At 70.6% G+C, this 17,694-nt stretch carries 13 protein-coding genes; 5 read left to right on the top strand and 8 right to left on the bottom strand.

Translation table 11 applies throughout. From position 1 onward, the window contains the following. Window positions 1-189: 189 nt before the first annotated feature. Window positions 190-2,097: a translational GTPase TypA gene (gene typA, locus ACTMVF_RS05720; RefSeq protein ID WP_441269837.1), complete on the bottom strand. Its 1,908-nt coding sequence runs from the start codon at window positions 2,095-2,097 to the stop codon at window positions 190-192. Between the two features lie 186 nt (window positions 2,098-2,283). Beyond that, entirely contained in the window at window positions 2,284-4,551 is a 2,268-nt protein-coding gene (locus tag ACTMVF_RS05715; RefSeq protein WP_441269836.1) for an ABC transporter family substrate-binding protein, read from the bottom strand. Window positions 4,552-4,928: 377 nt separating this feature from the next. Between ACTMVF_RS05715 and ACTMVF_RS05710 the strand changes: the two genes are divergently transcribed. The 5 genes from ACTMVF_RS05710 to ACTMVF_RS05690 all read left to right on the top strand — a co-directional run bounded on the left by ACTMVF_RS05710 (window position 4,929) and on the right by ACTMVF_RS05690 (window position 10,683). Further along, on the top strand, window positions 4,929-5,219 hold the full coding sequence (locus ACTMVF_RS05710; protein WP_441269835.1) for a hypothetical protein: 291 nt from the start codon (window positions 4,929-4,931) through the stop codon (window positions 5,217-5,219). A 37-nt stretch (window positions 5,220-5,256) separates the two neighbouring features. Further along, window positions 5,257-6,078 (top strand): hypothetical protein, encoded by an 822-nt coding sequence (locus ACTMVF_RS05705; RefSeq protein WP_441269834.1) that lies wholly within the window; start codon window positions 5,257-5,259, stop codon window positions 6,076-6,078. 21 nt (window positions 6,079-6,099) lie between these two features. Beyond that, window positions 6,100-8,067, top strand: a complete 1,968-nt coding sequence (locus tag ACTMVF_RS05700) for a fumarate reductase/succinate dehydrogenase flavoprotein subunit (protein ID WP_441269833.1) — start codon at window positions 6,100-6,102, stop codon at window positions 8,065-8,067. Next, entirely contained in the window at window positions 8,064-8,834 is a 771-nt protein-coding gene (locus ACTMVF_RS05695; RefSeq protein WP_441269832.1) for a succinate dehydrogenase/fumarate reductase iron-sulfur subunit, read from the top strand. The genes ACTMVF_RS05700 and ACTMVF_RS05695 overlap by 4 nt, the downstream gene beginning before the upstream one ends. A 205-nt stretch (window positions 8,835-9,039) precedes the next feature. Continuing rightward, window positions 9,040-10,683, top strand: a complete 1,644-nt coding sequence (locus tag ACTMVF_RS05690) for a hypothetical protein (protein ID WP_441269831.1) — start codon at window positions 9,040-9,042, stop codon at window positions 10,681-10,683. 352 nt (window positions 10,684-11,035) lie between these two features. On the opposite strand, the gene ACTMVF_RS05685 is transcribed toward ACTMVF_RS05690, so the two are convergent. The 6 genes from ACTMVF_RS05685 to ACTMVF_RS05660 all read right to left on the bottom strand — a co-directional run bounded on the left by ACTMVF_RS05685 (window position 11,036) and on the right by ACTMVF_RS05660 (window position 17,686). Next, window positions 11,036-13,735: a SpoIIE family protein phosphatase gene (locus ACTMVF_RS05685; RefSeq protein WP_441269830.1), complete on the bottom strand. Its 2,700-nt coding sequence runs from the start codon at window positions 13,733-13,735 to the stop codon at window positions 11,036-11,038. A gap of 258 nt (window positions 13,736-13,993) precedes the next feature. Next, complete coding sequence (locus ACTMVF_RS05680; protein ID WP_441269829.1) at window positions 13,994-14,395, bottom strand: ATP-binding protein; 402 nt, start codon at window positions 14,393-14,395, stop codon at window positions 13,994-13,996. Between the two features lie 195 nt (window positions 14,396-14,590). Next, window positions 14,591-14,998 carry a (deoxy)nucleoside triphosphate pyrophosphohydrolase gene (locus ACTMVF_RS05675; protein WP_441269828.1) on the bottom strand — a complete coding sequence of 136 codons (408 nt, stop codon included), beginning with the start codon at window positions 14,996-14,998 and terminating at the stop codon, window positions 14,591-14,593. 29 nt (window positions 14,999-15,027) lie between these two features. Then, a complete protein-coding gene (locus ACTMVF_RS05670; protein WP_301997134.1) occupies window positions 15,028-15,219 on the bottom strand; it encodes an SPOR domain-containing protein in 192 nt (63 codons plus the stop codon). 391 nt (window positions 15,220-15,610) lie between these two features. Further along, window positions 15,611-16,363 carry a GntR family transcriptional regulator gene (locus tag ACTMVF_RS05665; RefSeq protein WP_441269827.1) on the bottom strand — a complete coding sequence of 251 codons (753 nt, stop codon included), beginning with the start codon at window positions 16,361-16,363 and terminating at the stop codon, window positions 15,611-15,613. Window positions 16,364-16,510: 147 nt separating this feature from the next. Continuing rightward, window positions 16,511-17,686: a DUF4190 domain-containing protein gene (locus tag ACTMVF_RS05660; protein WP_441269826.1), complete on the bottom strand. Its 1,176-nt coding sequence runs from the start codon at window positions 17,684-17,686 to the stop codon at window positions 16,511-16,513. Between the last annotated feature and the right edge of the window lie 8 nt (window positions 17,687-17,694).

The following is a 17,694-nucleotide window of genomic DNA, read 5'->3' as shown; positions in this document are numbered from 1 at the left end:
CAGACGCCCCCCTGGTGCTGACAACCCGAGAGTTGCCGCTAACTATCTGCCATGAGCCAACGACCGACCACCGTCTGTGAATCTCGATTCCGTCACAGCTGACGCGTAACCCTTCCGGTTCCCCGGAAACGGCTCACGAAAAAGCCCGGGTTCCCCTCGTCGGGGAACCCGGGCTCAACTACCCGACGGTCAGCCGTGCTTGGCGCGGCTCGCGGCGCGGGCGCGCTCGCGGGCGTCCAGGTTCACCTTGCGGATACGGACCGCCTCCGGCGTGACCTCGACGCACTCGTCGTCGCGGCAGAACTCCAGGGACTGCTCCAGCGACAGCTTGCGCGGCGGGACGATCGACTCGGCCACATCGGCCGTCGACGACCGCATGTTGGTGAGCTTCTTCTCCTTGGTGATGTTGACGTCCATGTCGTCGGCGCGCGAGTTCTCGCCGACGATCATGCCCTCGTACACCTCGGTGCCGGGCTCGACGAACAGCACGCCGCGCTCCTGGAGGTTCGTCATCGCGAACGCGGTGACGGCACCGGCGCGGTCGGCGACCAGCGAGCCGTTGTTGCGGGTCTGCAGGGTGCCGAACCAGGGCTCGTGGCCCTCGTGGATGGAGTGCCCGATGCCCGTGCCGCGGGTCTGGGTCAGGAACTCGGTCCGGAACCCGATGAGACCGCGCGACGGCACGACGAACTCCATGCGCACCCATCCGGACCCGTGGTTGGACATGTTGTCCATACGGCCCTTGCGCACGCCCATCAGCTGCGTGACGGCGCCCATGTGCTCCTCGGGCACGTCGATGGTCATCCGCTCGACGGGCTCGTAGACCTTGCCGTCCACGTCCTTCGTGACGACCTGGGGCTTGCCGATGGTCAGCTCGAAGCCCTCGCGGCGCATCTGCTCGACCAGGATGGCCAGCGCCAGCTCACCGCGGCCCTGCACCTCCCAGGCGTCGGGGCGCTCGGTGTCCAGGACGCGGAGGCTGACGTTACCGATCAGCTCGCGGTCGAGGCGGTCCTTGACCTGGCGGGCGGTGACCTTGCGGTCCTTGACGGCAGCCTTGGCGTCGGCGCCCTTGCCGGTGCCGCCACGGCCGACCAGCGGGGAGGTGTTGGTGCCGATGACCATGGAGATCGCGGGCTCGTCGACGGTGATGAGCGGCAGCGGGACCGGGTTCTCCGGGTCGGCCAGGGTCTCGCCGATCATGATGTCGGGGATACCGGCGACGGCGCAGATGTCACCGGGACCGGCCTTCTCCGCCGGCTTGCGCGTCAGCGCCTCGGTCATCATCAGCTCGCTGATGCGCACGTTGGTGACGGATCCGTCGCGCTTCATCCAGGCGACGGTCTGCCCCTTCTTCAGCTCGCCCTGGTGCACGCGCAGCAGCGCGATACGGCCGAGGAAGTTGTCGGCGTCGAGGTTGGTGACGTGCGCCTGGAGCGGGGCGGCGTCGTCGTACGTCGGGGCCGGGATGTGCTCCAGGATCGTCGAGAAGAACGGCTCGAGGCTGGTCGAGTCGCTCGGTACGGTCCCGTCCTGCGGCTTGGTCAGCGACGCGATGCCGTCACGGCCGCACGCGTAGACGATCGGGAACTCGATCTGCTCCTCGTCGGCGTCCAGGTCGAGGAAGAGGTCGTAGGTCTCGTTGACGACCTCGTCGATACGGGCGTCCGGACGGTCGGTCTTGTTGATGCAGAGGATGATCGGCAGCCGGGCCTGAAGGGCCTTGCGCAGCACGAACCGGGTCTGCGGAAGCGGGCCCTCGGAGGCGTCGACGAGCAGGACGACGCCGTCCACCATCGACAGACCGCGCTCGACCTCGCCACCGAAGTCGGCGTGGCCGGGGGTGTCGATGATGTTGATGGTGATGACGTCCCCCCCGTCCTTCGGGTGGTACTTCACCGCCGTGTTCTTGGCCAGGATCGTGATGCCCTTCTCACGCTCCAGGTCGTTCGAGTCCATCATGCGGTCGTCGACGCCTTCGAGCTGGTGGGCGGCGAAGGCACCGGCCTGCTTCAGCATGCCGTCGACGATGGTGGTCTTGCCGTGGTCGACGTGGGCGACGATAGCGACGTTGCGGATGTCGTGGCGCGTGGCCATATTGCGGCGTTCTCCCGGAGTGTGAGGATGGCCTGCGCGTCTGTCTGTGTGACGCGGGCCCTGCCGGGCTTGACACGCCACGGCCTCACCCCATGGTACGTGTCCGCTCCCACTGGGGCTCGCCGGGATACGTCGCCCCAGGTGGGACCCGCTTTTACCGCGCCCCCGCCGCCCCTGCTCGTCCCCTCAGTGGGCCGTGGCCGATGCCGACGGCCGGGCGCCCTTCTTCAGGAAGCCCATGTCCTCGTACACCGGCGTCCGGAAGCCGAAGGCACCCGCGTTGACGACGTTCTTCCTGGCCGCTGTCAGCTGCGGCCGCTGGTACAGCGGAATCGAGCCGGCCGCGGCCCAGATACGGGAGTCGGCCTTGCGGATCAGGGACCGCGACTCGCCCTCGTCGAGCGTCGCGATCGCCTGGTCGAAGAGCTGGTCGACCTGATCGGTGCCGACCCGCGTGTAGTTCTGCTCGACGTTCAGGGAACCGTCGGCCGCCGGAACCGGCTTGGCGTAAATGGGCCGGGCATCGGTGGCGGGGTACGCGGAGGCCGGCCACGAGTACAGGGCGAGGTCGTACTGACCGGACGCGATGTGATCCTTGAAGTAACTCTCGTCGGCGACCTTGGTGATCTCGGTCCGGATACCGACCCGTTCCAGCATGAGGCCGATCCGGTCCGCCACCGTCCGCAGCGTCTGGGAGCCCTCCCCCGCCGGCACCACGAAGCGCAGGGTCAGCGGCTTGCCGTTCTTCGCCAGCGGCCGCACCGCCGCGCCCGCCGGAGCGGCGGTGCCCTGCGGGGCGTACGCGCCGGGCGCCCCGCCCTGCTGCACCTGCTTGCTGCCGTACTGCTTGCCGTCCTGGGCGAGGTGCTTCCCCTCGCCGCCGTCCGCCTTGTTGTCCTCGCCGACGATGTACGTCCCGTCGTCCCCGCCCTCCGAGTCCGACTCGGAGTCCGATTTCGCCTTCGACTCCGACTTCTTGTCGGCCTTCTCACCCCCGTCGGACTTCTCGCTCTTCTTCTCGCTATTACCGGCCTTCTCCCCCTTCTCGCCGTTCCCCGCCTTCTCGCCGTCCCCTGCCTTCTCGCCGTTCTCCCCGCCCCCGGCCTTCTCCCCCTTCGCCCCAGCCGCCTTCTCCCCCTTCTCCCCCTTCTCCTCCTTGATCGGCCCACCCTGCACCCACCCCGCGTCCGCCAGCAGCGCCTGTGCCTCCGCCGTGTCCTGGTCGCCGATAGCGCCGCTGTTGTCGGCGTACGCGGCTTGGCCGGACAGCGCGAGGTGGCTGCCGACCGGTTCGGTCGGCAGGCCGAGCGGGGCGAGGACCAGCTTCGCCAGTTCCTCGCGATCGAGCGCGCGCGCCACGGCCCGCCGCACCCGCTCGTCGGCGAGCGGACCGTCGGCACCGTTGAGGGCGAGCTGGGTGTACGCCGGTTCCAGGGACTTGCGCACCTCGAAGCCCTGGAACGCCGCCTGCGTCCGGCGCTCCTTGGTGGTCGTCTGGCTGCCCCGCTCCCGCTCCGGTCCCATCAGCGCCGTACCGGTGGCACTGGCGGTTGCGCCCCGGGGCGGCGAGGCGAGCGCGATGCGCCGGGCCGCGGTGGGGTCGATCTCGGCCAGGTCGAGCTGTCCGGCGGCCAGCTGGGCGGCCCGCTCGTCGCGCGGCACGGCCCGCAGCACGATCTCGTTCAGCTTGGCCGGCTCCCCCCACCAGCGGGGGTTCCGGGTGAGCCGGACCGCGTCGTCCTTCCGGTCGATCTTCTTCACGGCGAACGGCCCGGCACTGACCTTGAGCTTGCGCCGAGCCCCGTCGTTGAACGAGTCCGGCGTGCCCATGACCTCCTTCGGGTACAGCGGCGAGAACAGCGACCGCCAGTCGGCGTACGGCCGCTCGAAGGTGACCCGCACCTCCAGGTCGTTGTCGCCGCGCTCGATCTTCTCGATGCGGTCGTAACCGGCGTTGCGGGCGGTCCAGTAGGCGCTGTCCTTTCCGGACAGGGCCCGCCACTGGGCGGCGAAGTCGGCGGCGCCGATCTCGCGGCCGTCGCTCCAGACGGCCTGCTGGTTGAGCTTGTACAGGACGACCTGCTTGGGCTCGGTCTCGATGATCTTGGCGGATTCGAGGTAGTCCGGGTTGCGCTCCGGGCGCCCGGCCTCGTCGAGCCGGAACATCGACGGCAGGGTGGCCTGCGCGATCCGGGTCGTGGTCGCGTCGGCGTCGGACTGGAAGGTGTTCAGCGTCTCCGGTACGGCGTCCACGGCCCATCGCAGCGTGCCGCCGTCGGCGATCAGGGATCGGGCGGCCGCCGCGATGTCCTGCCCGGCCAGCGGTTTTCCGGCCGGGTCCGGGTCGCTGCAGCCGGCGAGCACGGGCACCAGGAGCACGCCTGCGGAAAGGAAGGCGACCGAGCGCATGACCGCGCAGCGACCAGGCCTGGGTCCGACGCCGTCGTAGGACATCTCTGGTACCTCCGGGGAGCGGCTCCCGCCGGTGACAATAAGTGCGCTCTGATCACGTTTGGCGGTATTTTGGAGTTGATCAGATCTATGGGCCCCCACTGAAGAGGAAAGGGTTCGCCAGGCGGAGTCGACACGGCGGCCCGGGCGCGCAAGGCCACCCGTGTGGAGCAACGCGCTCCCACGCGGGTGGAGCAACGTGCCCGCGCACTCCCGCAGCTCCCCCGGCGTACACAGAGCGCATGCGGGCGCGCGGCGGAGGTGTGCAATCCGCCAATCGCTGCACATCCCTTCACAGCGACAGGTGTGACGCGCAACACTCGCAGGCGCATGAACGTTGCCACCCAGGGCCCAAGGGCCCACGGAAGTGAGGTCACGTCATGTCCGTGCAAGACGACCTGACAACTGTCCAGCGCTGCCTCGACGACCTGGCCCGGTCCGTGGGCCGCCTGGAGAAGCAGCTCGGCACCGCAGGGCTCGAGATGCGCCGCGTCCGCACCGACGCCAACCATCTGCGCGAGAGCGTCGCGCTGCTGCGGGACGCTGCCGCGACCCCCAGCACACAGCGCAAGCCGGAGCTCGTCACCATCCCCGACACGCCGTACGACGACTCTCTGTGGATCGACACGGATGACGAGGGTCTCGGCGCCCGGGACCGCCGCGCTCCCTGAGATCCCCCGAGAACCCACACCCGACCGGAGTCATGCATTGGCCACTGGTACGGAACCCCATCTGAACAGCGGCGGCGTACACACCGGTACGCGCGCCGCGATCGCCGCCCCGCACCTGCGGACCGACCGCTGGTGGCTGGCCCCGGCCGCCACCGCGGCCGGTCTGCTGGCGTTCATCGTGTACTCGACCTGGCGGGCCTTCGCCAACGCGGACTACTACGCGGCGCCGTACGTCTCCCCGTTCTACTCGCCCTGTCTGGCGGAGAACTGCGAGCCCATGCGCGCCGGGCCGAACTGGGAGCTGTTCGGGAGCTGGTGGGGCATCTCCCCCGCGATCATCATCCTGATCTTCCCGCTCGGCTTCCGCCTGACCTGCTACTACTACCGCAAGGCCTACTACCGAGGCTTCTGGGCCTCGCCCCCGGCCTGCGCGGTCGCCGAGCCGCACAAGAAATACTCCGGTGAGACGCGGTTCCCGCTGATCCTGCAGAACATCCACCGGTACTTCTTCTACGCCGCGATCCCGGTCGCGGGGATCCTGACGTACGACACGGTGCTCGCCTTCCGCGACGAACACTACGAGTGGGGCCACATGGGTCTCGGCACGCTCGTCTTCCTCGTGAACATCGTGCTGATCTGGGCGTACACCCTCTCCTGTCACTCCTGCCGGCACATCGTCGGCGGCAAGCTCAAGCACTTCTCCCAGCACCCGGTGCGCTACCGGATGTGGCAGTGGATCGGGAAGCTCAACGCCCGCCACATGCTGCTCGCCTGGACGTCGCTGGTGAGCGTGGCGCTCGCCGACTTCTACGTCTATCTCGTCGCGTCCGGGGTCTTCGACGATCCGCGCTTCTTCTAATCGTGAGTGGGGACTGAACTGATGTCCGTGGTCGAACGGCAGGAGTGGGACGTCGTCGTGGTCGGCGCCGGGGGCGCGGGCCTGCGTGCGGCGATCGAGGCGCGCGAGCGGGGCGCCCGTACGGCCGTGATCTGCAAGTCGCTGTTCGGCAAGGCGCACACCGTGATGGCCGAGGGCGGCATCGCGGCGGCCATGGCCAACGCCAACGAGCACGACAACTGGCAGGTCCACTTCCGCGACACCATGCGCGGCGGAAAGTTCCTCAACCAGTGGCGGATGGCCGAGCTGCACGCGCAGGAGGCGCCGGAGCGGGTGTGGGAGCTGGAGACCTGGGGGGCGCTCTTCGACCGTACGAGGGACGGCCGTATCTCCCAGCGCAACTTCGGCGGCCATGAGTACCCGCGCCTGGCGCATGTCGGCGACCGCACCGGTCTGGAGCTGATCCGCACGCTCCAGCAGAAGATCGTCGCGCTCCAGCAGCAGGACAAGAAGGAGACCGGCGACTACGAGTCGCGCCTGAAGGTCTTCCAGGAGTGCACGGTCACGAGGATCCTGACCGTGCCTGACAGCGACTCCGCCGCGGGCGCCAGTCGGGTCTCCGGGGTCTTCGCGTACGAGCGCGAGACCGGCCGCTTCTTCGTCCTCGAAGCCCCCGCCGTCGTCATCGCGACCGGCGGCATCGGCAAGTCCTTCAAGGTGACGTCGAACTCCTGGGAGTACACGGGCGACGGCCACGCGCTGGCGCTGCTGGCGGGCGCGCCCCTGCTCAACATGGAGTTCGTGCAGTTCCACCCGACAGGCATGGTCTGGCCGCCGTCGGTGAAGGGGATCCTGGTCACGGAGTCGGTGCGCGGCGACGGAGGGGTGCTGCGCAACTCCGAGGGCAAGCGGTTCATGTTCGACTACATCCCCGATGTCTTCAAGGAGAAGTACGCCGAGTCGGAGGAGGAGGGCGACCGCTGGTACGAGGACCCGGACAACAACCGGCGGCCCCCGGAGCTGCTCCCCCGTGACGAGGTCGCCCGGGCGATCAACGCCGAGGTGAAGGCGGGCCGGGGCTCCCCGCACGGCGGTGTGTTCCTGGACGTGTCGACCCGTATGCCGGCGGAAGTCATCAAGCGCCGCCTCCCCTCCATGTACCACCAGTTCAAGGAGCTGGCGGACGTGGACATCACGGCGGAGGCGATGGAGGTCGGGCCGACCTGCCACTACGTCATGGGCGGCATCGCGGTCGAGTCGGACACGGCGGCCGCGCGCGGGGTGCCCGGGCTGTACGCGGCCGGTGAGGTCGCGGGCGGCATGCACGGCTCGAACCGGCTGGGCGGCAATTCGCTCTCGGACCTGCTGGTCTTCGGCCGCCGGGCGGGCTGGCACGCCGCCGAGTACGCGGCCGCGCAGGCCTTCGAACGCCCCGAGGTCAGCGACCTGCAGATCGACGCGGCGGCCGCGGAGGCGCTGCGCCCCTTCTCGGCCGAGGGTCCGGCCGGGGGCGCGGACGACGGGCGTCCGCCGGAGAACCCGTACACCCTCCACCAGGAACTCCAGCAGACCATGAACGACCTCGTCGGCATCATCCGCCGCGAGGGCGAGATGGAGCAGGCCCTGGATAAGCTGGCGGAGCTGCGCGTACGCGCCCGCCGAGCCGGCGTCGAGGGCCACCGTCAGTTCAACCCGGGCTGGCACCTCGCGCTCGATCTGCGCAACATGCTGCTGGTCAGCGAGTGCGTCGCCCGGGCGGCGCTGGAGCGCACGGAGTCGCGCGGCGGGCACACCCGCGAGGACCACCCGACGATGGACCGCAAGTGGCGCAACATCAATCTGCTGTGCCGGCTCACCGACCCGACGGGCGGGTTGGCGGCCACGGACCCGGAACGCGGCCAGATCGCCCTGCTACGCGAGACCACCGACCCCGTCCGCCCCGACCTGCTCGCTCTCTTCGACAAGGAGGAGCTGGTCAAGTACCTCGCCGAAGAGGAGCTCTACCAGTGAGCAGCTACGAGGCCCGCTTCAAGGTGTGGCGGGGCGATGTGCAGGGCGGCGGCCTGGAGGACTTCGAGGTCGAGGTGAACGACGGCGAGGTGGTCCTGGACATCATCCACCGCCTCCAGGCCACCCAGGCGCCCGACCTGGCCGTCCGCTGGAACTGCAAGGCGGGCAAGTGCGGTTCATGCTCCGCCGAGATCAATGGGCGGCCGCGGCTGTTGTGCATGACGCGGATGTCGGTGTTCACCCGGGAGGAGACGATCACGGTGACGCCGCTGCGGGCGTTCCCGGTGGTCCGGGATCTCGTCACGGACGTGAACTTCAACTACGCCAAGGCGCGCGAGGTTCCCGCCTTCGTGCCGCCGGAGGGCCTGGCGCCCGGCGAGTACCGCATGATGCAGGAGGACGTGGACCGCTCGCAGGAGTTCCGCAAGTGCATCGAGTGCTTCCTGTGCCAGGACACCTGCCATGTCGTCCGTGACCACGAGGAGAACAAGTCGGCGTTCGCGGGCCCGCGCTTCCTGATGCGGGTCGCGGAACTGGACATGCACCCGCTGGACGCGGCCGCGGAGACGGGCCTGGACCGCAAGCGCACGGCCCAGGACGAACACGGGCTCGGCTACTGCAACATCACCAAGTGCTGCACGGAGGTCTGCCCCGAGGGCATCAAGATCACCGACAATGCGCTGATCCCCTTGAAGGAACGGGCCGTCGACCGCAAGTACGACCCGTTGGTGTGGCTGGGGTCGAAGATCAGGAGGCGGTCTTCGTAGCGCCCCGGCCCCCATGAGGGCGAGCCGGCCGGCCCAGGGCAGGGGGCCGTACGCCCGGGCGAGCGGCCCCGGGAAGACGAACACCGCCCCGCCGACCGCGGCCCCCACCACCGTGCGAGGTTGAGGCGCATGGCCGGCCCCACCCCACTCCCACCCCCGACGCCCCCGGTCGCGCGGGCGCATTCCTGCTCATACGCTCCGAAATGTGACCTCATCCTTGACCCGGGGCCGACCTCGGCGTGGCACCTCGCACATATCCGTGCGGGTGGTGCATGCGCTGGTGGGCGGGCTGGTCGGGGTGGCGTGGCTGGTGTTGCTCGGGATGACCGTCAGGGGCGATCGTCCGGTCGCGGGCAGTGCGGAGCGGCCCATGGCCGGTGCGGTGGCTCAGGGGGAAGTCGGGGAGACGTCCGCCGCCGATCTCGTGCTTCCGCTGCTGGCCGTGATCGTGGTGGTGGGACTCGCGGGGTACGGATTCTTCCGGCGCAGGCGGCGCGCACGGGGGCGTACGACTCCCGGTGGGGCGCCGGTGCGGGGCGCGGAGCCGGACATCGCCGAACTCGACGATCGGGCACGGGCCTTGCTGATCGCGGCCGATGACTCGGTGCGGGTCAGCCGGGAGGAGCTGAGGTTCGTCGAGGAGCGGGCCGAGGTGGGGGACGTCGAGCCCTTCGCGCGGGCTCTGCGGGACGCGGAAGGCGAACTGGCGGTCGCGTTTCGGATGCGGTGGCAGTACGAGGACGGGGTCGCGGAGGACGACGGCGCTCGGCGGCATGTGCTGGCGGGGATCGTCGGGCGGGCCGAGGAGGCGGGGCGGTTGCTGGATGCGCAGGCCGCCGCGTTCGACCAGGTGCGGGGGTTGGAGGCGGGCTTGGGCGGGGGGCTGGGCCATGCCCTGGTAGTCGCGGAGGCCCGGTTCCGGGAGCTGGCCGGGCGTGCCGGGGGTGCCGGCGCGGCCCTTGTCGACCTCGGCGCGCGCTACGCCCCCGGTGCCACCGCCTCCGTCGCGGGCCATGCCGAGCAGGCCAAGGACCGCCTGGTGTTCGCCACCACGCGTCTCAACCAGGCCCGCCAACGCGCCGACTTGGGCGAGAACGAGCGGGCCGCGGGGCACTTGCGGGCCGCCGAGGGGGCCATCGCCCAGGCCGCCGCCTTCATCGACGGCATCGAACGGCTCACCGAGGAGCTAGCGACGGCCGCGGCGATGGTTCCGGCCGCGCTGACCGGCGGGGAGGCGGAGATCGCCGGGGCGCGGGAGTCATTGGCGGGGACCGGACCCGCGTACGCGTCCGTCCCTCCCGGTGAACTGCGCGCCCGTGTCACCCATGCCGACGGCGTCCTGGCCGTCGTACGCGAGGACCTGACCTCCGGGCCGTACGACCCCCTCGACCTGCTGCGGCGGATCGTCCGGGGCGTCGGGCCCGTCGTCGCGGGGCGGGCCGGGGTGCTCACGACCGCCGCGCTGCTCTGCGCCCGCAGTGCCGTCGCCGGTGCAGACGATGTCGTCGCGACGCACCGGGCGGCGGTGGGCAGCAGGGCACGAACCCGGCTGGCGGAGGCGCGACGGCTGCTCGCTGGTCCGGCGTCCCGGCCGGGCCCCCGGGAACCCCGTCAGGAGCTGTCCGGCCTCCTCACGGCCGACACCCTGGCCCAGCAGGCCCGCGAGCTGGCCGAACAGGACATACGCGTATACGGCCACCCGATCGACGCCCCCGGCGCAGACGCCGCCGGCCTCACCGGAGCCGTCCTCGGCGGCATCCTGCTCCCCACCGAGCCGAACACCGCCCCACCGGCAAGCTTCGGCGGCCCCCGCACACGGGACCGCCGGGGAGGCCCACCCAGCACGTGAGCCCACTGAGAACGGGCTCAGCAACACCGCCCCCGCCGACCGCATTTCAGCCCGTCCAGCGTTCGAGAACGAGGCCACACCATCCCAAGCCCCCACGCACCCGCCGGGGGACTCTGCCTCGCGGCGCTGTCGGCACGAGACCACACAATCCCCAGCCCCCACCCACCCGGCTGGGGCCTCGCCTCTCGACGCCGGCCCAGGCATTTCAGCCCGTCTGGGGGTGCCCCCTCTGGGGGAGTTTGAGGACGAGGCCCGTTCAGGGCCGATGGGGGGCCAGGGGGCGCAGCCCCCTGGCGGGGTCGAAGGGGCGGCGCCCCTGGGGATGGGACGGGTAGGGGCGGCGGGGGCGAGCTCAGAACAGGCTCAGCAACGCCTCCGCCGGATCCGCCAACCCGTTCTCCCCGTCCGGCAACGGCAGTTCGAACCACACGGTCTTGCCGCGCGGCGTCCGGCGGGAGCCCCAGGCCGCGCTGAGGAGCCCGACCAGTTGCAGCCCGCGCCCGCCCTCGTCCGTGTCACGGGCCCGCCGGCGCCGCGGTTGGACCAGCCCGGAATCCCAGACCTCACACACCAGCGTGCGGTCCAACAGCAGCCTCAGCCTGATCTCGCCCTCGCCATAGCGCAGGGCGTTCGTGACCAGTTCGCTGACCAACAGCTCCGTGGTGTCGACCAGCGGCTCCAGGTCCCACGACAGCAACTGCCCGCGGGCGTACTCGCGAGCACGCCCCACGCTGCGCGGCTCACGCGGAAGCGTCCAGTCACCGACCGACTCGGCGGGCAGCCCCTGGACGCGGGCCATCAGCAGGGCGATGTCGTCCTCGCCGTGGTGGCTGTCGAGGGTGTTGAGGACGTGGTCGCAGACGTCCTCCAGGGGGCTGGAGGGGTCGGTGAGCGCGCCGACGAAGGCTTGCAGGCCCTCGTCCAGGGGGTGGTCGCGGGACTCCACCAGGCCGTCCGTGTAGAGCGCCAGCAGCGCACCCTCCGGCAGCTCGACCTCCACCTCCTCGAAGGGTTCGCCACCCACACCCAGCGGCATCCCCGGCGGCACGTCCAGCATCAGCGCCGCCTCGCCGGGTTCGACGAGGACCGGCGGCAGATGACCGGCGTTCGCGAAGGTGCAGCGGCGCGTGACGGAGTCGTAGACCGCGTACACGCAGGTCGCGAGGTACACCTCGGACAGGTCCGCCTCACGGGGCCGACGGGCCGCGCGGGTGGCCTGCTGCACGCCGCCGGGGGCGCCGAGGCCGCGCGCGATCTCGTCCAACGCCGAGAGCACTTCGGCCGGTTCGAGGTCCAGCAACGCCAGTGTTCGGACAGCCGAACGGAGTTCGCCCATCGCCACGGCGGCGCGCAGCCCTCGGCCCATGACGTCCCCGACGACCAACGCCGTGCGATGGCCGGGAAGTTCGATGACGTCGAACCAGTCACCGCCCACCTCGCTGGGCCGGTCGGAGGACGCGTTGCCCGGCAGGTAACGGCACGCGATGTCCAGCCCGGACGCCACCGGGTCCCCCGGCGGCAGCAGGGACCGTTGCAGTATCAGCGCCCGCTCGTGCTCGCGCCGGTACAGGCGGGCGTTGTCGATGCACACCGCAGCCCGCGCCGCCAGCTCCACCGCCAGCTCGCGGTCCCGGTCGCCGAACGGCTCGCTGCCCTTCGTACGGGCGAACTGCGCCAGTCCTACGACCGTGTCGTGGGCGACCATCGGCACCGCGAGCGTGGACTGCACGAGGCCGCCCTCCTCGCCCGGCACGTACTGCGGCCGGGCAGTGCGCAGGGCGTCCGCGCAGGGCGAGTTGAAGGGGTAGTGGTGGACGGCGCCGACCGCGACCGCGGCGCCGCCGCCGACGAAGGGCGCGTCGGAGACGGCGCTGGCGAAGGCGACGCGGCGTAGTTCCGCGCTGCCGTCGGCGAGGCCGGGCGGGGTCTCGTCGCCGGCCAGCAGGCCCTGGTAGAGGTCGACCGTGGCCAGGTCGCAGAAGCCGGGGACGACGACGTCGAGGAGTTCGCGGGCCGTGGTCTCCAGATCGAGGGAGTTGCCGATGCGGGCACCGGCGTCGTTCAGCAGGGCGAGATTGCGCCGCGCGGCGGCGGCCTCGCGGGCGGCGGCGCGACGGGCGGTGATGTCGAGCCCGAGCCAGGCGATGCCGATGGGCCGGCCGCTGCCGCTGTGCACACGGTAGAGGTTGACGGACCAGTGGCGGCGTTCGTCGGAGCCGGGCAGAAAGCCGGTGACGTGCATGTCCGTGATGGAGTTGCCGCTCTCCAGGACGCGGCGCAGGGTGGCCGCGACCCGGTCGGCCTCGGGGCGGGGCAGATAGTCGTGGACGTCGTGGCCGCGGTGGTCGTCGGGTGTGCCGCCGAAGAGGGAGGCGAACCGGTGGTTGACGCGGCGGACCTTCAGTTCGGGGTCGATCAGGATGAAGCCGAACGGAGATTGACCGAATATCGACTGCGAGGCGGCGAGGTCGGTCTCCATCCGGCGCAGGGTGCGCACGTCGACGACGATGCACACGGCGGCCCTCTCGCCGTGCTCGGTCCGCGTCGGCATGACGTACACCTCGGCGAGGCCGTCCTTGCCACGCCCTCCGTCGGCGGACGGCGGCATCCGGAAGGGGACCACACCGGTCCACTCCCGCCCGTCGAGGATCTCAGCCATCTTGCGCTGGCCCTGCTCGCGCAGGTCCGGGTCGATGAACGCCTCTATGGGGTCCATGCCGACGGCGCGTTCGGCCGGGATGCCGAAGAGCTGCTCGGCGCGCAGGCTCCACTGGTCGACCAGGCCGTCGGGGCCGATGGAGAAGGACGCGACCTTGATGTAGTCGTAGATCGAGCCGGGCGGACTGCTCTGCCAGACGGCGTCGCCGGGGCGGAACTCGTCGGAAAAGTGTGTGTCGCGGGATGCCCGTGTGTCCTGCGCGGCCAGTGCGTCTCGGGAGACCTGTGTGTATTGCGAGGCCTGTGTGTCGTAAGGCCGCTCCCCCGCGGCCTTTGCCCTCGCGCCGTCCGACGGGTCCTCGGACTCCGTGGCCTTCGCTGGTATCTCGCTCACGCGAACCGTCCCCTCCAGCTCACCGCGTCCGGCACCGGTCACCGACAGCGGCTGCCCGCAGTATCCAGCACTACGGCTCCGCACAACACGGTGTTCACGATCACAGCACGTTCCCGGTGGTTTTCGGTCCCGGCCGTGGAAACACTTCCAGTCTTCTAACCAGCGGGCACGCAGTCGAATCACGCGGCACGCCAACTGCCACTGGCCTGAACCATTCGCTCGACAGGGCGAGGGCGTACGTACAGCGCCGCCAGGAGGTCACTTCGGCACCGCGAGCTCGAACCACACCGTCTTGCCCGTGTTCCGCCCCGGTCGGGTTCCCCAACGACGCGAGGAGTGCGCCACGAGTTGGAGTCCGCGGCCGCTCTCGTCCTCGGGGGCGGCGACGCGTTCGAGGGGTGGGTCGGGGAGCGGGTCGGAGACCTCGACCAGGAGGACGCCGCCGAGATCGGCGGGGCGTACCAGGCGTACGCCGATGGGGCCCGTCGCGTGTCGCAGGGAGTTGGTCACCAGTTCACTGACCAGCAGCGCCGTGATGTCGGCGAGGCTGTCCAGACCCCAGTCGCGCAGCCGGCCGCGAACGGCGGCACGAGCGGCACGCACGGCACCCGGCTCCGCGGGAAAGGTCCACTCGGCGCAGCCGCCTTCGGAGTCGATCACGCCGATCACTTCCCGGGCCAGCGGATCCCCCCATGTCCGGTTTCATGGGGTTAATGGGCACATACCCGATATTCGACGGGCAGTACCGCGCGAGGGATCCGATGAACTCGACTACCCCGGACCGGCTCAGGCAGCCCCCTCATCCGGACTCGGGCGGCCTTCACCTCCGGACTCGGGCGGCCTCCGCATCCGGGTTCAGACGCCCCACTCCCCCAGCCTGCCCGCCACCTCCCGGACCGCCGGCACGTCCTGGTCCAGCCAGTCCACGTCCCAGAGTTCTCCGGGCGCCAGCCAGCGCAGCGCGTCATGGTCCTGGAGGGGCTTGGGTTGGTCACCGCCGGGGAGGAGGCGGGCCATCCACACCCGCAGGACGTACGGCGGCTTCAGGGGCCACTGCCCCGGCACCCGCTCGACGACCTCGGCATCCACGCCGAGTTCCTCACGCAACTCCCGCACGAGCGCCGCCTCGGGCGTCTCGCCGGGCTCGACCTTCCCGCCGGGCAGCTCCCAGCGCCCGGCCAGCTCCTCGGGCGCGCTGCGCCGGGCCGCAAGCAGGCGGCCCCCCTCCACCAGTGCGGCGCCGACCACGATCCGTTCCGTCATGCGCCGGAGCCTACGGGAGCGGTGACATCTCAGCGGTCGGCGCTGTCCCCGTTCTGCGCGAGCCGCTCGACCCAGTACAGCTGCTTGTGTCCACGGCTATCGAGGCTGTCCGCGATCTTCTGGGCCTCGGCCCGGGTCGCGTACCGGCCCACGCGATAGCGATTGCCGTTGTCGTCCTGTCGAACGACGAGCCAGGGAAGAGTGATCGTGCTGTCGTTCATCGCGCCCCACTGCTCCTTCCCGCCCACGACCGCCCGAGTCCCTCCCCCAGCCTTCGGCCGGAGGGACCCCCGTCTCGCTTCGCTCGCGGCCTGTGCCGTGCCCCGCCCGCTGAGGAAACCGCAATCCGCATATGCCCGAGCCTACGCCTAACCTTCACGCAGCGAATACGGCTTTTCACAAAGAGGTACGCAACCAGCCAAGTCGCCGGGGGCGCACGGCATCGAATGCGCCGTGCGCGGGCGTCGATGCATCCGGTCACGGGCGATATCGAACACGCCCGTCACGACCTGCGAAGACGGCCAGATTTCAACGGCCGTGAGAGAGGCGTGAGTTGGGGCTCAGGCGACGACAACTGCCGTAGAGGTGTGCGCTACTTCACCAACGTGTGCGCTACTTCACCGGGAGGTGGTACGCGACCCGGTAGCGGTCCGCCGGGATCACCACGTCCGCTGTCTCCACGGGGCGGCCGGACGCGTAGTACGTGCGCTGGATGACCAGCACCACATGGCCGGGGACGCCGCCCAACGCCAGCAGTTCCTCCGCCAGGCCGGGGCGTGCGCCCACCTCTTCCGTGACGTTGTCCACGACGACGTCGATGGCCGCCATGCGCTCGACGACGCCCATGCCGCCGAGCGGGCCTTCCTCGGGCAGCATCACGGGCGTACGGCCGGTGACGGCGAGGGGCTCCCAGGACGTGGACAGCATCATGGTCTCGCCCGCGTCCCGGAAGACGTACCTCGTGCACATCACGCGGTCGCCGGGCCGGATGCCGAGCCGCTCGGCGATGGCGCCGCTCGCCTCGGCCTGCTCGCTGTTGGACTCCCAGGTGCCGCGCGTCTCGCCGTCGGCCTGCTCCTGACGGAAGGGGGTGGCACCGGTCGGCGGGCGGAAGCCGGAGCGGGAGATCCGGCGGGGCACGGGCCGCTCACGGACGTACGTCCCGGAGCCGGAGCGGCCCTCGACCAGCCCCTCGGCCATCAGCACCTTGCGCGCCTCCAGTGCGACGGTGTCCGAGACGCCGTACTCCTCGCGGATCCTGGCCTGGGAGGGGAGCCGGGTGTGCGGTGGCAGCGAACCGTCGACGATCTTCTTGCGGAGATCACCCGCGACGCGCAGGTACGCCGGCTGCTCACCGAAAGTCACTGGCCGCTCCCATCAGCTTGTACAGACAGCAACAGCGTGGCAACCGTGGGTTGTCCCATGCAAGCAAAGGCCAGAGAATCACTCGATGTGATGACTTGTGCTGGTGGAGGGCTTTACGCAGGCACTTTCTCCCCGCTATAGCCGCGCTCACACCTCGATGCCGGTCCCACCTCCGCCCTCGTCCACGCTGTCGTAGTCGTCCTCGTACGTCGGCACGGTGGTGTCCAGGCCCAGAGCCTTGCGCGCGGTGACGGTGGTGGGGCCGTCGACGTACTCGTACCCGCTGTCGTAGTGCGTGTAGAACGTGTCGGCGTCGGTGGCCGCGGCCGCTCGTGCCCAGTCCTTGCGGGCATCCTCCATCTCCTTGATCAGGTCGGCGACCGGCCGCTTCGCACCGGTCGGCCAGGTGTGCCCGCGCAACGCCTCGATCTGTTCGCCGAGTTCCGCGTGGACGTCCTTCGCCCAGGCCCGGTTCGCCGCCAGGTCGTCCTCGGGGTATTCCTCGGGCTCCTCGTACAGCGTCGTGTCAATGGCGTTGGTCGCGGCGAGGAAGGCCATCTGGTCGGCGTCCAGGGTCGTCGAGTCGCCGCGCAGCGAGCCGGTCAGCTTGCCGTTCTCCCGTGTGCTGCCGAACAGGCAGGTGATCTCGCGGTCGCCGATGCGCCAGCTCTGCCGGGACGGGACGAGGTAGTAGACGTCCGTGTCGTCCGGTACGGCCCAGGTGTCCATGGCGTAACCGTCCTGGAGGGCGTAGCACTTGTCGTCGGCGGTGCGCTCGACCTCGTCGTCGCCCGGGAAGGAGCCGCCCGGCAGCGTGACGACGGCGAACACCTCGCCGTCGTGCTCGCGGGCGCAGGGCACTTCGTCGATGTCGTAGGCCTCGCCCTCCAGGCTGCCGGTCGGGGTGTCGAAGCAGTCGCCCTTGGCGAGCGTGTAGGCGGTGCCCTCGCCCTTTGCGGCGTCCCTGAAGCCGTCCCAGAAGTCGGCGGCGGAGACGGTCGCCAGCGCCAGCGCCCACAGCGCGAGCCCGATGGACGACAGTACGGAACCGGCGATCGCCATGCCCTTGCCGCGCTCGCCCTTCTTCTTGATCTGCGCCAGCGCGACGAGGCCCAGCACCAGTCCCACGGCCGGCACGAAGCAGAGGATGCCCAGGACGAGGGCGCCTATGGCGACGCCGTTGACGGGCGCGGGGCGGCCGTAGGGGCCGTAGGGGTGGTACGGGTACGCGTACGGTCCCGGGGCGCCGGGTGCGCCGTAGGGGTACGGCGGCGGGTACTGGCCCTGTGGCTGCTGGGGGCCGGAGGGCGGGGGTATGGACACGGGTACCG

It is taken from the genome of Streptomyces sp. SD31 (genome assembly GCF_052068475.1).
In the GTDB taxonomy this organism is placed as follows: domain Bacteria; phylum Actinomycetota; class Actinomycetes; order Streptomycetales; family Streptomycetaceae; genus Streptomyces.
The sequence above is the reverse complement of the archived record's forward strand: the minus strand, read 5'-3'. Positions and strand labels throughout refer to the sequence as shown.

Excerpts from the sequence above, each read along its gene's own strand:
- ACTMVF_RS05670 (WP_301997134.1), bottom strand. The coding sequence starts at position 15,219 with ATGAACGACAGCACGATCACTCTTCCCTGGCTCGTCGTTCGACAGGAC.
- ACTMVF_RS05710 (WP_441269835.1), top strand. The coding sequence starts at position 4,929 with ATGTCCGTGCAAGACGACCTGACAACTGTCCAGCGCTGCCTCGACGAC.
- ACTMVF_RS05715 (WP_441269836.1), bottom strand. The coding sequence starts at position 4,551 with ATGTCCTACGACGGCGTCGGACCCAGGCCTGGTCGCTGCGCGGTCATG.
- ACTMVF_RS05700 (WP_441269833.1), top strand. The coding sequence starts at position 6,100 with ATGTCCGTGGTCGAACGGCAGGAGTGGGACGTCGTCGTGGTCGGCGCC.
- ACTMVF_RS05675 (WP_441269828.1), bottom strand. The coding sequence starts at position 14,998 with ATGACGGAACGGATCGTGGTCGGCGCCGCACTGGTGGAGGGGGGCCGC.
- typA (WP_441269837.1), bottom strand. The coding sequence starts at position 2,097 with ATGGCCACGCGCCACGACATCCGCAACGTCGCTATCGTCGCCCACGTC.